Below are 14,489 nucleotides of genomic sequence, written 5' to 3'. Positions count from 1 at the left end.
AAATGTGTGTTTTAATCTTTAACAAATGTACTAAATAAGATAGCTATCAGTCAATTTTTATCTTATTTTTGTTAGCAATGAAAAAAGCTAAAAAACAACTAGAAATAACTTTTCTTGGTACAGGTACTTCACAAGGTATACCTATGATTGCTAGTAAAGATCCTGTTTGTTTATCTGATGATATAAAAGATAAACGCTTGCGTTCTTCTGTTTTAATTTCTTGGGATGATGTGTCTTATGTAATTGATTGTGGGCCAGATTTTAGGCAACAAATGATTCGTGAAGATGTACAATTGGTAAACGGAGTTTTATTTACACACGAACATGCAGATCATACAGCTGGTTTAGATGATTTAAGGCCTTATTGCTACAAAATAGGGGAGATGCCCATTTATTTAAATGCAAGAACTTTACAGAGTTTAGAGCAGCGTTTTCAATATATTTTTAGCAAAGAAAACAGGTATCCAGGAGCACCAAGTGTACAGCCAAATATTGTTGATAAAGACGATTTTTTTATAGAAGGTGTAACCATAACTCCAATAGAAGTTATGCATGGTAAATTACCTGTAACCTCATATAGAATTGAAGATTTTGCCTACTTAACAGATGTAAAATTTGTGGAAGAAGAAGAAAGGAAGAAACTACAAGATTTAGATGTTTTGGTTGTAAATGCTTTACGAATAGAAGAACATCCAACCCATTTTAACCTACAGGAAGCGCTTGATTTTGTAGCAGAAATAAAACCAAAAACAACTTATTTTACACATATTAGCCATAAGTTAGGTTTTCATGAGGAGGTCTCTAAAAATTTACCTGAAAACGTTTTTCTTGCCTTTGATGGCTTAAAAATAACAGTGTAGTCTTGGGTAGTTTTATTTTTAGTGTATATTTGTTTGTAGAGCTATTGTTTACAAGACTTTAGTTTTATTTACAATCATAAAAAATAGTCCAAACTAAATTATACAATTCATGGCAAAAACAACTGAAAAAAATCAAGAACCAGTTGCTAATCAGCAGATTGATACTAGAATAGCTGCAGTAAGAGATCTTATTTTTGGAGAGAATATTCAACAATATAATTCTGAATTTGAAGATGTTTACAATCGAATTAAATCCTTAGAGGAGGCTTCTCAAAAAAGTTTAGCTGATTCTGTTGCAAGTATTGAAAGTAAACTTGCTGATTTGGAAAGTTTGGTAGATCATAAATTTCAAGATTTAAATGATGATTTAGATAAGAAATTAGCTGATATAGATGATGAAAAAGCAGATAGAAGAAAATTAGGTAAAGCCTTAGAGAAAATTGCATTGATGTTGCAAGAATAAATGGAAGAAACGACTGTAGACCATAAAGCAGAAAATCGTTTTGAATTACTTAAAGAACTTTTATTAACAGATGATAGGCAAGAGTTTGAATCTTTACGAGTAAAATACTTAGAAAAAGATCAAATTAAAAATGAGGTTAAACCTGTTGTAGATGAACAGATTAATGATCTTAAAGATAACTTTCCTCTTCACTTTGGAGACCAAGTTACAGAGTCTATAAAAGTTCAAATAAGAGAATCTCAAGACGAAGTTGTAGAAGCTCTTTATCCTATTATGGGTAAATTGGTTAAGAAGTTTATTGTCGCAGAAATTACAAAGTTATCAGATAATATTAATGAGACTATAAACAAAAAGTTTTCATTAACTCATATTATAAAACGTTTATTTAAGGGAGAAAGAACAGATTCAGAAGATGTTTTTCAAGAGGTTTTTGAGCCTACTATAGAAGAAGTTTTTGTAATCGAAGAAAATTCTGGATTATTAATAGGTAGTTATTCTAGAGGAAATATTGCAGATAAAGATATGGTCTCAGGTATGCTTACAGCAATAAAATCTTTTGTTGAAGACGCTTTCTCTAAAGAGGGCCAGGATTTAGAAGATATTAAATTCGAAACTTTTCAGCTCTCAATGGTCAATTTTAACTCAATTTATATAGCAACTGCAACATCTGGAGTAATAAATAGAGAATTTAAGGAAGATTTGTCTGAGAATATTAATACTTTAGCAGAGAAAATATTAAGAGATCGAAGTTTTTTAAAAGATGAACTTAGATTAAACAAACTAATTGAAACCACACTTATAAAAATCGAAGATTAGCATAGAAACTTATAAATGATTGCAAAAAAAGTTTTATTGGTTGGAAATTTTGGAGTAGGAAAGACTTCATTGATTAGAAGGTTCGTGCTAAACGAATTTTCTGAAGACTATATTAGTACAATTGGAGTAAGAGTTAGTACCAAAATTCTAAATGTAGAAGAAGAAGAAATGAAACTTTTAATTTGGGATGTTGCTGGTACAAGTGATGACGAAAAAATTCCGAAAGCTTATTTCTTAGGCGCAAGTGCAGCCATGTATGTATTCGATTTAAATAGAGAAGAAACTTATATTAACGTAGATGCTAAAATTCAAGAACTAAAAGATATATCTGGTTTAGATACTATTTTATTGGTTGGTAATAAGAAAGATTTATTATCAGAAGAAAGAATTGAAGAAATTAGAGCTACATGTCCTTTGCCTATAAATGCAATCACTAGTGCAAAAGATAACGATAGTGTAGAAGAAGCCTTTAGAGAGATAGTGGTTCAATCCTTAAAATAAATATATTGATAGCTTCTAAAATAGACGATATATTTATTGATTTAATAACCGATTTTAAAGGTTATATTATAAAGGTTATTGAAGGTAAGTTTTTAAATGAAGATTTTAAACTTGGCCAATCAATCTTTGAAACTTGTCCTTTTTTAGAAGTTACCTTACAATCTTTACCCGATTCTGAATTATTTACCATAGAAAGCATGCTAATTGTTTCTGAAGGTAAAGAGTTTAATGTAGATTTAGAACTTTTTAAATCCACAGAAAATATATCAATCATAATACATAATAGATCTAATGTTTACAAATCTGTAAATCATTTAAACCAAAGTAGAAATGATATGTATTTCTTGAAAAGAGAAATAGCAGAAAAAAACAAAGAACTTATTAGATTACGTGAAATAGCAGATAAAGCAAATGCTGAGAAATCTCGTTTTTTAGCAATGATGAGTCATGAGGTTCGTAATCCGTTAAATGTAATTTTAGGGTATACAGAGCTTATAAATAAAGAAGAAACTTCTTTAATGGCTCAAGAATACTTAAAATATTTAACTATTTCTGGTCGTAATTTAAAAGTGATTGTAGATGATATTTTAGATTTGTCTAGAGTAGAAGCAGGTAAATTAGTTTTGGCTAACGAACCTATGAATATCTCAACAATTATAGATCAAATTAAAAATAATTATCAAGGTAGTCATAAAGATTTAGATATCGAATTAGAGTTTAACGTATCTGATAATTTGCCAGATGAAGTTTTAGGTGATGATGTTCGTTTAATTCAAATTTTGACCAACTTAATCAATAACTCTATAAAGTTTACACCAAGAGGAACTGTAACCACTAATGTTGAACTATTATTTTCTGATACTGATAAAGCTTTAATTTCTTTTAAAGTAAAAGATACAGGTAGAGGAATGACTGCTGAACAGGCTTCAAAGATATTTGATGAATATCAACAAAATAGGTTGAGTGATAATAGAATGCATAATGGAGTAGGTTTAGGCTTATCAATTGTAAAAAGATTGGTAGATGTTATGGAAGGTAGAATAAAAGTGGATAGTTTAAAAAACTACGGAACTACCATTACTATTGATATTCCTTTTAAAATTGATGCAGATGCAGATTCTAGAGCTGTAAGTGAAAGTGGAGATAATTCTGCAGTTTCTTTAAAAGGAAAAAAGGTTTTAGTTGCAGATGATAACTTCTTAAACTTAAGTATTGTATCTCATATTCTTGATAAAGAAGAAGCAGAGCATACCTTGGTTAAAGATGGGATAGAGGCTATTTCAGCAATGAATAAAAGCACTTTTGATATTGTTCTTTTAGATATTAATATGCCTAACTTAAAAGGAGATGAGCTAATTAAGCGAAAAGAGGATATGAAACAATCCAATTCAGAAATCCCTTTTCTAGCATTAACAGCTAACAACTCGAAAGAAGATATCGAAATTTATAAAGGATTGGGTTTTGCTGGTGTTATACCTAAGCCATTTACAGCTATTCAGTTTGTAGAGATTTTAAAAAGTCATTTATAAGATTTTACAATCTACTTTCAATCCAACTTTTAAAACTATAAAAATTCTGAGGGGCTACTCCATGTCCAACCTTATATTCAGAATAAACACTATCTAATTTTAGATTATCTAAAAATGGTTTGCATTTTCTAGCCCAATCAATAGGTAAAACTTGGTCTACAATTCCATGAGAAATATAATAGTCAGTTTTTATATCTGTTGGCATATTTTTTGGCAATAAATCTTCGTTTACATAACCACTTAATGCAATTACATGATTTACTTTGTTAGGATAAAAGAAGCTTAAAGAGTAGCTTAAAATTGCACCTTGGCTAAAGCCTAGCAAAAAGGTTTTATCAATATTTGTATTGTATTTGGCCTTAACAGCATCAATAAATGTAGCTATTTTGTCTATAGATTCTTTCGCTTGTTTTAAGTCAGAAAATTTACCATTTACATTATCGAAATTTATGTCATACCAGGCATAACCTCCATAACCCATTTCATTAGGAGCTTGGGCACTAACAATTAAAAGTTCTTTTGGTAATTCTTCTGCAAAAGAGAATAAATCTTCTTTGTTACTTCCATAACCATGTAAAAGAATTAATAAAGGTGGATTTTCAGATTTTACTAAAGGCTCTCTAACAATATGCTCTAAATTCATAAACTAAATGCAAAGTATTTTAAATTTGATTAAACCAATTTTGAAAGTATTCACCTACATATGGTATTAGTTTTTCCTCTCCTTTAAACGCTCCAAATAGAGAAATTATCCAACCTATAAAAAGTAATACACCAACTATCCAACCAGCAGTATTGCCTAAATAATTATAAACAACAACACCATTTAAAAATTGTGCTAAATTCAGGCCAATCATTTGTCTTAGATAGAAGCTGGTAAAGTAATTTTTCTTATTTAAGTTCATTACAAAACCAATTACCAAACCAACAATCCAAAAGTGGCTAATGATTGCAGCAAGTTTTCCTTCTTTAATGTCTTCTTCGTTATTTATAACTCTCATATACTTATTTTAGGGTTAATTGATTGTTAGCATAAATACCATAAACTTCTCCTTTTAGTTTTTTATCTAGGAAAGGGCTATTTTTTGAAGTGGATAAAATATGGTTGTTTGTAAAAATGTATTCTTTGTCAGGATTAAACAAAGTAAGATCGGCTTTAATGTTCTCTTTTATAGACGTGCTTGTCAAATCAAAGATAGATCTTGGTTTTGTGGTTACTGCATTTATAAAATTTTCTAAATCTAATACAGTATTTGTTGCAGAGAATAAGCTCTCTAAACCAATTACTCCATCTTTTGCTTCACTAAATTCTACTTTTTTATGCTCTACATTAATAGGATTGTGATCTGATGTAATGATATCTATAATACCAGATTTTACTCCTTTTAAAAGTGCTTTTCTGTCTTTATCTGTTCTTAAAGGTGGATTTGTTTTAAACCTACTATCAAAACCATGAAGTTCATTGTCTGTAAGTGTTAAATGATGAGCTGCAACACTACAAGTTACATGTAATCCTTTCTTTTTAGCATCTTTAATTAGGTCAACTGATTTTGCTGTAGAAATTGTAGGTATATGCAATTTACCTCCTGTATATTCCAATAAATATAAATCTCTTGCAATCTGAATGTGTTCTGCTAAAGATGGAATTCCTTTTAAGCCTAATTTTGTACTATTGATTCCTTCATTCACAATTCCTTCTCCAGAAATTGAATTATTTTTTGGGAAACTTAAGATTAATCCATCAAAATTTTGGGCATACAAAAGTGCGACTTTCATTAAATTGTCACTCTCTATAGGTTTATTGTAATCAGCAAATGCAATAGCTCCAGATTGTTGCATATCAAACAATTCAGCAAGCTCTTTACCTTCACTTTTCTGAGTTAGGGCTGCTATTGGATGTAAAGAAATACCAGAGTTTCTAGCTTTATTTATAAGGTATTCAACATCAGATTTAGAATCGATAATTGGATTCGTGTTTGCATTTAATGCAATTGCAGTAAAACCACTTTTTGCAGCAACTTTTAATCCATTAGCTATGGTTTCTCTTTCTTCAAAACCTGGTTCTCCTAAAGAAACGCTAGTGTCAAACCATCCACAAGAAACATGTAGATTTTCTAATTCAACAACTTTATGATTATTTGAGCTGATTGAATCTGCAATTTTATCAATTACACCATTATCAATTAAAATGTCTTTTTTTTGCTGATGATAAGGGCTAGAAGCATCTATAATAGTTGCATTTTTTAGAAGCGTACTCATGGTTTATAGAATTTTAAAATCAAAATTTCTAAAAGCAAAGATACAATTGCCAAGGTTAAAAACCATTTCCAAAGCCATTGAACTTCATTTTTTTCGTAAATCTCTTTAAAAGCAGAAGCAATAGAATTTTCTACTTTAATATTTTTATTTGTTTTTCTAAGTAAGTTTATATCCAGAAATTCTAAAGAACTCTCTTCTTTTGGATTATTATAGGCTATAGTTTGCAAGGTGTCTTTATCTTTTAGAATGTAATAGAAACCTGCAGATTTAGGAAGGTCATTAGTAGAAAAACTTACTTTGTTTTGATACGTTTGTTGAGCAGGAATGAAAGTAGTATTTTCATTACTCATTTTCAAAACCTTATCTTTTCCTAATTCTACACTAATATCAATGGTGTTATCTTCTTGTAAATAATAATATAAATCAGCATTTTTATAGCTCAATTTTCCAAAATTATAAAAAACGGGTACAATTAAGGGTGAATTTAAGAAGTTACTATTTTCTTTGGATAAAGAACTTGATAACACATACAAACTACCTTTAGCGCTCTTTAATTCTGATATAAAAGAAGATTTATTCTCAAAATCAATAATAGAATTTCTATTTGATGATAAAATAGGGAAGTAGCTATTAACTTTTGGATATTGAAAATTGGTTACTTTTTTTGAAAACACATTTTTAAATAATGGGTGATCAAAATTAATAGAAGTGATTTTAAGCGAGTCTAAAATTTTTGGCTGGAACCTAGAATTTCCAAATTTAGATAATAACGAATTATAAGAACTTAACTCAGAATTTAAATTTGGAAGTAGAACAATTGTTGCATTCTTTTTTGAAAAATCATCTAGACTTTTTATTAAAATTTCAGGTATGTTTTCTAGTTCATTTAAGATAATGATTTCTTGATTTTCAATAGAATTATAATTGATATTTTTTGCTGTAGAAGATGTGAAATTAAACTCATCTTTTGAGTAAATTTTTGATAGAAAATTTAGGTCTTTTCCAATTGCTAAAACGTTTATTTTTTTGGATGTATTTAGAGCGAAGTAAAAGATGTTGTCAAAACTAAAAGTATCGCTAAAAGATAATTCTATTTTTCCTAAAAATTCAGTCTGATTTTGTACTGTAAATTCAATTTGTTTGGATGCGTTTTTATCAATAGAAAAAGTTTGTTTACTAACTAGTTTCTGATCATTAAAAATAGCAATAGGAACCCCATTTTTTGCCTCTCCTTGATTTTTTACAATTACGTTTATATTTAGATTGTCATTTGTTTTGTTTGAAATAAAAACACTATCTATAGAAAGGTTGTTAAGAGAGCTGGGTTGTAGTTGAATTGCAGAAATAGCGGGTGTTACATTTGTAAACTCATTATAGTAAGTATTCTGAAAATCAGATAATAAAATAAAATCACTTAAAGTTTTTATTTCGTTAAGTGAATTTTTTTCTATTTTCAGTAAAACGTTTCTTTTTTTGATGTTTTTACTTGATTTTTCTGTTGCTATTAGTTCATTTTTTAAAGTTAGGTAGTCAATTTTTTCGAAATAATTGGAATTTGTAAGTAAAGAATAATATGCATTTTGGGGGGCATTTTCTATAATTTCTTGTATTGTATTTTTCAGAACATTACCCTTTTCACCTTTTGTGTCTAAGCTTAATGAATTGTCTAAATAGATATAAATATTGTTTTCGTTCTCATTATTTTTTGCACCAAAATAAGGTTGCGAAAACGCAAAAAGTATCGCTGAAAATAATAGGATTCTATTTGCTAAAATTAACCATTTTTTAATGCTTGAACTCTTTCTGGTTTGCTGTTCTATTTTTTGTAAAAAAGCTACATTTGTAAAAGGAATTTTTTTGAACTTTTGAAGCTGAAAAAGATGCACAATAATTGGTATAATTAAAAGTGCAAATAAGTAAAATATTTCAGTGTTTTTAAACTGCATTTAATTAATATTTTGCAGATTTTCCATTAGATAAACTGTTGCTAATAAATGTTCTTAAATCATCATTTGCTTTCTGTAAATCTTCGTTTCTTAAGTACATCATATGTCCACTTCTGTATCCTTTAAAATAAAAACGATCTTTCATTTTTCCACTAGGATCTGTTTTCCACATGGTATATTTTGCACCAAAATAGGTAGTTGCTCCATCATAATAACCAGATTGAATCAAAACTTTTAAATAAGGGTTTTGAGCCATTGCTTGTCTTAATCCTTCTCTAACATTGTTATTTCTATTATCCCAAGGAGAAACAGACCCAAAGACATTGTATTTTACATCTGTTTTAAAGTTAAGTTCCTCTCTAATGTAATAGTTAATTGCTGGTGTAAAAGAGTGTAACCAAGAGGTAATTTCAGATTTGTAGTCTGTACTTACGCCAGTTTCTCTTTTGTCTACACCCAAATATCTAGAATCTAGCCTTCCAATAGTTTGTCCAGTTTTGTCTCTTAAAAGTTCTTTCCAAAAGAAGCTAGGAGATACTTCTAGGTTGTTTTGTAGTATTACTTTATTACTTAAACCTGAGTAATAAGCCATTTTTTTAGATACTTGGTTCTTTTCATTTTCTGATATAAATCCTCCTTTAGAAATGGCAGGTAGTAATGTATTAATTGCAAAACTTTCTGCTTCAGGCAAGATTTCTGTTAAGTCCTTACTTTGTAATTCTGGACTTAGCATTTTATGATACCAGGCAGCAGCAGTAAAATAAGGTAGGTTAATGGCATAATCTACAGAGCCTTCTGTTCTAAGAACTTTGTAGTCTGCAGGAGAAACCATTATTACTCCATTTAAATACATCCATTGTCTGTTTTGCAATTCTGCAGCTAAACCCATAACTCTTGTACCTCCATAACTTTCTCCAATGATATATTTTGGAGATTTCCATCTATTATTTCTTGTGATGAATGTGTTTAGCCAACTTGCTAAGTATTTAACATCAGCATTTATTCCAAAAAATTGAGATTTATCCAGTTTTTCACCTTTAGAAACTATAGGTCTTGAGTAGCTTGTATTTACAGGGTTTACGTAAACAATATCTGCTACATCTAATATAGAGTTAGGATTGTCTTTTACTCCATAAGGTTGAACAGGGAAACCTTCATCATCAATTTTTAGAACTTTAGGGCCAGTATAAGCAATATGCATCCAAACTGAGGCTGAACCAGGCCCACCATTAAAAGACATAATTATTGGTCTTTCCTCATCGTTTTTAACATCTATTCTTTTGTAGTAAGTATAATATAAAGAAGCTATGATTTTTCCATTATCATTCCAAACAGGTTGCATACCTGTTGTTGCTTTATAAGGCACTGTTTTTCCTTTAATGACAACAGAGTTTGTTGTTACAACCATTGTGTCTACAGGTATTCTATGATCTTGAGCTTTTAAAGAAAGATTAGTAGTTAGAAGTAAAAAGAAAATAAATTTTTTCATAATAAATAGATTGGAAAATCTAATTTATTACAAATAAAAAGAACTAAAAACACTTGTTAACTACTTATTAAAACTTTTCAAAAACTCCCAAGCCAAATAAAGCAAAATCATATTTTACAGGATCTATGGGATCTAGTTTTCGTAAGTTATTATCTAACTCAGACAATGCTTTCCAGTCATTCTGCTTTCTTGAAAGTAATTTTAATTTTCTTGCAACATTACCTGAATGAACATCTAAAGGACATGAAAGATTTGCAGTGTTGTGACTTTGCCAAATGCCAAAATCGACTCCAGTCTTATCGTTTCTAACCATCCACCTTAAAAACATATTAATACGTTTAGCAGCTGAGTTTTTAAGAGGATCTGAAACATGTTTTAAGGTTCTACTTTCGTGTTCAACTTCAAAAAATAGATTTTTAAAATTATGAATTGCAGTTTGGTAATTTGTAGAATTGTCTTTAATATTTAAGGCATGTTCTAAACCTTTATGATTGGTATATATATGCTTTAATGAGGTGATAAATTGTTTAAAATCTGTAGAATTAAAGGTTCTATGAACAAAATCTGTTAAATTTTCTAAATCTTTTTCTTGATGATGCATAATGAAATCATGAGGAGCATTATCGAGCATGTTCATCATTTTAGTTGCATTTTTGATAATCATAGTTCTGTTTCCCCAAGAAATTGTAGCAGCTAAGAAACCAGCTATTTCAATATCTTCTTTTTTAGAAAATAAATGTGGAATTTGGATTGGATCAGATTCAATAAATTTAGGATTATTGTATTGTGTAACCTTTTCGTCTAAGAAAATTTTTAATTCTTTTCTATTCATTTTAACTAGTAAGAAGAGAAGGATACTAGCATTAAAATGGCATTGTAAGAACCATGTAGAGCTATACTCCAAAGTAAACCAAAACGAACTCTTATAAAACCAAAATAGCCACCTACAAGTGTTTGTGGTAAAACTAAAATAGGAGATAGAATAAGTACATTTGTGGTGAGTTCAAAATTGGTTATGTGAACAAAGCCAAATAGTATAGCAAATACGTAAAAGGCAATTCTAAATTGATTTTTCTTTTTAAAGGCGGTTAAAGGCGCTCTGAAAATTAATTCCTCGAAAACAGGTGCAATTAAAGCAGCAAATACAAATATTACAGGTTTAGAAAGTTTCTTCATTAAATCTTCCATAGCATGTTCTTGCATATCTACAAAGCCAAGTTCTTCTATTAAAACAAAAAGAGGCGATATTATAAAGCCAGTAGCCAAACAAATAATTAGAAGAAAGCCAAATTTTTTGATACGATAGCTAAAATTTGTATTAGCATCTTCTTCTAGAATTGGATTTTTTAGATAAGCAAACAGCTCTTTAATGGTTTCTGTCATAAAAATTAGTTATTAGCTAAGATATTTTACCATCTTTCATAGTTAGTTTTCTATCTGCCATATTTGCAAGTTCTTCATTGTGTGTTACTAAAACAAAAGTTTGTCCAAATTCATCTCTAAGTTTAAAAAAGAGTTCGTGAAGATTTTTAGCAGAATTGCTGTCTAAATTTCCACTTGGTTCATCAGCTAGAATTATAGATGGATTATTAATTAAGGCTCTAGCTACTGCTACTCTTTGCTGCTCACCTCCTGAAAGTTCATTTGGTTTATGATTAATTCTGTGTGATAGTCCTAGAAAGGATAATAATTCTTTAGCTCTTGTTTCTACTTCCTTTTTGTCTCTTTTAGCTATAAAACCAGGAATACATACATTTTCTATAGCAGTAAATTCTGGTAGTAATTGATGAAATTGAAATATGAATCCTATATGTTCATTTCTAAATTGAGATAGTTCTTTATCACTTAAATTTTTTAAGGATGTGTTATTAATCTGTAGTTCAAAATCTTGTTCTTTTATAGGTTGATCTAATGTGCCAAGAATTTGTAAAAGCGTTGTTTTACCTGCTCCAGAAGGTCCAACTATGGCTACAATTTCTCCTTTATTTATTTCTAAATCTAAGCCTTTTAAAACTTCTACATCACCATAATATTTATGGATGTTTTTTGTAACTATCATAGGTTGCATATCGAATTACGAAGTTATAAAAAAACGGATATACTTTTTAAGTATACCCGTTTTTATTTAAAGTTGGGGGAACCTTATTTTAAAATATCTTCTTTAATTTATTGTAATCTATAAAGTATACAAAACGTACAGAGAATGTATGTCTTTGAGATTGCTCGAATAAATTGTCTAAATTCTCGAAAAATGTTAATTCAGATTGTGTATCTAAATTAAAAATTGAATTTCTATAAAAGGCAATTAACTGACTTCCAGGTGCAAATTGCCAAATGTAATTTAGGTCTAAATTCCAGCTATTAAAGTTTACATCTTCACCAATATAGGTGTTGTTTTCATCTAAACCACCTTCGCTATTTAAATTATAAAATGCATTGTATTTTACATCACTCCAATAATGTCTAAAACTTAATGACAAAGAAGAGTTTGTACTAAAACTGTATTTACCAGAAATAGAATTCGTGTAACTTTTTCGATCTCTCATACCAATAATAACATTGTTGGCAGTTTCATCTACATAACCTTGATCATCATTAGTTTTATTATAATTTAAACGATAACGTAAAGAAAATTGATTGTTAAAACGATAACGAGGTGCTAAACTAAAACCATAACCTTCTTTTGGATTATTGGTAAATCCTGAAAAATAACCATTAGCATCTAAAGCCAATTTTTTTTGTGAATTGGTAGAGATGTATGAATTTACATTTATTCTTTCTGGCTGTAAAAAGAAAATACCACTTGTAGTTCCTTGTCTTGGTTCAAAAAAGTCTTTTTCTTCAGAGCCATAATTAAGGTTTCCTCCAAAAGAAAATCTTTTTACGGTTTGCGCATTAAAATTTAGGCCAGCATTAAAACCAGTAAAAATGCCTGAAAAATGTTGAAAATTAGCTTGGTTATAATAATTGAAACTATATCTATTGAATTTTTTAGTAGGCTGTAAAGTTCTCCAACCTGCATTTCCATAAATAGTTTGCTGATTGTTGCTAAAAAGTATTCCTAAATCATTTGGGTTAAAATCTTTATTTTCAAAGTTATACCCTAATTCCCAAAACCAGTGTCCAGAATTGTAGCCAAAACTGTTATCAAAAGTATAACCTGTATTAGGATTGTTTGCATCATCAGAAATATTACTCATTCTAAAAGATCCATCAGCATTATACTTGCTGTCCTTTGTTTCTATATGCCAATCTAAAGCAGTAACATTTGCATCTCTAAATCTACCATCTCTGGTAACATTTGTATTAATTAATGAAATCGTTGAGTTTTGATTAAACTGCTGGTCTAAAACTAGAATATTAAAATTGGTAAATGGATCTATAACTTCTTCTCTAGTATCACCTGTTGCATTATTTCTTATAGTTGCATTTGTTTTTTGTGTAATGGCATTAAAGAAACCTATTCCTAAACCTTTTTTAGTTCTACCAGATATTTTTATGGCATTAATCATGGTTACTTTTCTTGGGTAATCTATAATTTCTTCATCTGCAGATAAAGTGCTAGAAACATTAAACTGATCTATTGGAGCTGCTCCAATTCTTCTCGAATAAAAAAGATTTGCAATATTAAAAAGCTCTGTACCTTCTGTAAAAAACTGTCTTTGTTCTGTAAATTGTTGCTCAAAAGGGCCAAGATTTAAAACAACATCATCAAAACCAACCTGACTAAAATCGGGTATTAAAGTTGCATCTAATGTGAAGTTTTCTGTAATACCGTATTTAATATCCATTCCTACACTCCAATCAAATTCTGTATTGCCTTCAAACGTATTTGTGGTTGCAGAAGCATATGGGTATAAATTTAATCTAGTAGTTGGTTTGATATTTCTAAAATCTTTAATTAAACCATCATACTGTGTCCATCTTCCCACAGAATTATCAATGTGACTCCAAGTATGTTGTTCATTTAATTTTTCTAATCTTCTGTGAAAGTTAAAACCCCAATCTTGTACTGGTCTGTTTGCAAAACGCAAGGCTCTGTAAGGTATTTCAATTTCGGCATTCCATCCTTTGTCTGTAATGATAGCTGCACTTTTCCAAACTGCACTCCAATTAAAATCTTCATTTCCATTAGATACTTTGGCATCAGCTTGATTTCCTGTAGATTGCACAATAAATTCAAAAGGATTTTGCCCATCATCATTTGGGTTTATGGTAACCAAGAAAAAATCTGCAATTGAAAAATTATCTCTAACCGCAAATTCTTTGGGTATACCTTCAGGATCTGGATCTAACATTTCTGCAGATATATAGATGGCATCATCATCGTAAACAATTCTAACTGTAGTTTGATATTCAGCAGGAACTAAAACACCATTTGCAGGTCTAAATATCACAAAATCTGAAGCCAATTCTGCATTTTGCCAAGCATCATCATTTAAAACACCATCTATTTTAGGTGTTTTAGAAACTCTTGTTGTTTTAATTGTTTTTCTATCTTTCTGATTCTGCGCTTTTACTTGTTGCAATAGAAATAATGCAATAAGTACTAATGAAAATTTTTGAAACATGTATTTTTTTTGGTTGATTGTGTAACTACAACCACTTTTTATGTTCTTTCGATTT

General features: G+C 29.4%; 14 protein-coding genes. 5 read left to right on the top strand and 9 right to left on the bottom strand.

Annotated elements, in window-relative coordinates; all coding sequences use genetic code 11:
- Positions 1–77: 77 nt before the first annotated feature.
- The 5 genes from LPB302_RS03780 to LPB302_RS03760 all read left to right on the top strand — a co-directional run bounded on the left by LPB302_RS03780 (position 78) and on the right by LPB302_RS03760 (position 4,169).
- Positions 78–860, top strand: a complete 783-nt coding sequence (locus tag LPB302_RS03780; RefSeq protein ID WP_053974995.1) for an MBL fold metallo-hydrolase — start codon at positions 78–80, stop codon at positions 858–860.
- Between the two features lie 109 nt (positions 861–969).
- Positions 970–1,323, top strand: coding sequence for a hypothetical protein (locus LPB302_RS03775; RefSeq protein WP_053974994.1), 354 nt, complete (start codon positions 970–972; stop codon positions 1,321–1,323).
- Complete coding sequence (locus LPB302_RS03770) at positions 1,324–2,139, top strand: hypothetical protein (RefSeq protein WP_053974993.1); 816 nt, start codon at positions 1,324–1,326, stop codon at positions 2,137–2,139.
- Between the two features lie 15 nt (positions 2,140–2,154).
- Positions 2,155–2,640 carry a Rab family GTPase gene (locus LPB302_RS03765; protein WP_053974992.1) on the top strand — a complete coding sequence of 162 codons (486 nt, stop codon included), beginning with the start codon at positions 2,155–2,157 and terminating at the stop codon, positions 2,638–2,640.
- A 5-nt stretch (positions 2,641–2,645) separates the two neighbouring features.
- Positions 2,646–4,169: an ATP-binding response regulator gene (locus LPB302_RS03760; RefSeq protein ID WP_053974991.1), complete on the top strand. Its 1,524-nt coding sequence runs from the start codon at positions 2,646–2,648 to the stop codon at positions 4,167–4,169.
- Positions 4,170–4,173: 4 nt separating this feature from the next.
- On the opposite strand, the gene LPB302_RS03755 is transcribed toward LPB302_RS03760, so the two are convergent.
- From LPB302_RS03755 to LPB302_RS03715, 9 genes are all read right to left on the bottom strand, one after another.
- On the bottom strand, positions 4,174–4,812 hold the full coding sequence (locus LPB302_RS03755; RefSeq protein WP_053974990.1) for an alpha/beta hydrolase: 639 nt from the start codon (positions 4,810–4,812) through the stop codon (positions 4,174–4,176).
- 19 nt (positions 4,813–4,831) lie between these two features.
- Entirely contained in the window at positions 4,832–5,170 is a 339-nt protein-coding gene (locus tag LPB302_RS03750) for a hypothetical protein (RefSeq protein ID WP_053974989.1), read from the bottom strand.
- A gap of 4 nt (positions 5,171–5,174) precedes the next feature.
- The gene (locus LPB302_RS03745; RefSeq protein WP_053974988.1) at positions 5,175–6,428 is read right to left on the bottom strand and encodes a dihydroorotase; all 1,254 of its coding nucleotides are present in this window, start codon (positions 6,426–6,428) and stop codon (positions 5,175–5,177) included.
- A complete protein-coding gene (locus tag LPB302_RS03740) occupies positions 6,425–8,374 on the bottom strand; it encodes a BatA domain-containing protein (protein ID WP_053974987.1) in 1,950 nt (649 codons plus the stop codon). Before LPB302_RS03740 ends, LPB302_RS03745 begins: the two co-directional genes overlap by 4 nt.
- A gap of 4 nt (positions 8,375–8,378) precedes the next feature.
- Positions 8,379–9,863 carry a S10 family peptidase gene (locus LPB302_RS03735; RefSeq protein ID WP_053974986.1) on the bottom strand — a complete coding sequence of 495 codons (1,485 nt, stop codon included), beginning with the start codon at positions 9,861–9,863 and terminating at the stop codon, positions 8,379–8,381.
- A gap of 67 nt (positions 9,864–9,930) precedes the next feature.
- Positions 9,931–10,695, bottom strand: a complete 765-nt coding sequence (locus tag LPB302_RS03730; RefSeq protein ID WP_053974985.1) for a TIGR02757 family protein — start codon at positions 10,693–10,695, stop codon at positions 9,931–9,933.
- A 5-nt stretch (positions 10,696–10,700) separates the two neighbouring features.
- The gene (locus LPB302_RS03725) at positions 10,701–11,246 is read right to left on the bottom strand and encodes a CPBP family intramembrane glutamic endopeptidase (protein WP_053974984.1); all 546 of its coding nucleotides are present in this window, start codon (positions 11,244–11,246) and stop codon (positions 10,701–10,703) included.
- Positions 11,247–11,262: 16 nt separating this feature from the next.
- Positions 11,263–11,922, bottom strand: coding sequence for an ABC transporter ATP-binding protein (locus LPB302_RS03720; RefSeq protein WP_053975371.1), 660 nt, complete (start codon positions 11,920–11,922; stop codon positions 11,263–11,265).
- Between the two features lie 88 nt (positions 11,923–12,010).
- Positions 12,011–14,434: a DUF5916 domain-containing protein gene (locus tag LPB302_RS03715; RefSeq protein WP_053974983.1), complete on the bottom strand. Its 2,424-nt coding sequence runs from the start codon at positions 14,432–14,434 to the stop codon at positions 12,011–12,013.
- Positions 14,435–14,489: the final 55 nt, after the last annotated feature.

Origin of the sequence: Polaribacter dokdonensis, assembly GCF_024362345.1 — a bacterium.
Classification (GTDB): Bacteria; Bacteroidota; Bacteroidia; order Flavobacteriales; family Flavobacteriaceae; genus Polaribacter; species Polaribacter dokdonensis.
Note: the sequence above shows the minus strand (reverse complement) of the source record. Positions and strands in the feature narration are given on the sequence as shown.

Excerpts from the sequence above, each read along its gene's own strand:
- LPB302_RS03735 (WP_053974986.1), bottom strand. The coding sequence starts at position 9,863 with ATGAAAAAATTTATTTTCTTTTTACTTCTAACTACTAATCTTTCTTTA.
- LPB302_RS03725 (WP_053974984.1), bottom strand. The coding sequence starts at position 11,246 with ATGACAGAAACCATTAAAGAGCTGTTTGCTTATCTAAAAAATCCAATT.
- LPB302_RS03720 (WP_053975371.1), bottom strand. The coding sequence starts at position 11,922 with ATGATAGTTACAAAAAACATCCATAAATATTATGGTGATGTAGAAGTT.
- LPB302_RS03775 (WP_053974994.1), top strand. The coding sequence starts at position 970 with ATGGCAAAAACAACTGAAAAAAATCAAGAACCAGTTGCTAATCAGCAG.
- LPB302_RS03780 (WP_053974995.1), top strand. The coding sequence starts at position 78 with ATGAAAAAAGCTAAAAAACAACTAGAAATAACTTTTCTTGGTACAGGT.
- LPB302_RS03715 (WP_053974983.1), bottom strand. The coding sequence starts at position 14,434 with ATGTTTCAAAAATTTTCATTAGTACTTATTGCATTATTTCTATTGCAA.
- LPB302_RS03745 (WP_053974988.1), bottom strand. The coding sequence starts at position 6,428 with ATGAGTACGCTTCTAAAAAATGCAACTATTATAGATGCTTCTAGCCCT.
- LPB302_RS03755 (WP_053974990.1), bottom strand. The coding sequence starts at position 4,812 with ATGAATTTAGAGCATATTGTTAGAGAGCCTTTAGTAAAATCTGAAAAT.
- LPB302_RS03750 (WP_053974989.1), bottom strand. The coding sequence starts at position 5,170 with ATGAGAGTTATAAATAACGAAGAAGACATTAAAGAAGGAAAACTTGCT.
- LPB302_RS03730 (WP_053974985.1), bottom strand. The coding sequence starts at position 10,695 with ATGAATAGAAAAGAATTAAAAATTTTCTTAGACGAAAAGGTTACACAA.
- LPB302_RS03770 (WP_053974993.1), top strand. The coding sequence starts at position 1,324 with ATGGAAGAAACGACTGTAGACCATAAAGCAGAAAATCGTTTTGAATTA.
- LPB302_RS03740 (WP_053974987.1), bottom strand. The coding sequence starts at position 8,374 with ATGCAGTTTAAAAACACTGAAATATTTTACTTATTTGCACTTTTAATT.
- LPB302_RS03765 (WP_053974992.1), top strand. The coding sequence starts at position 2,155 with ATGATTGCAAAAAAAGTTTTATTGGTTGGAAATTTTGGAGTAGGAAAG.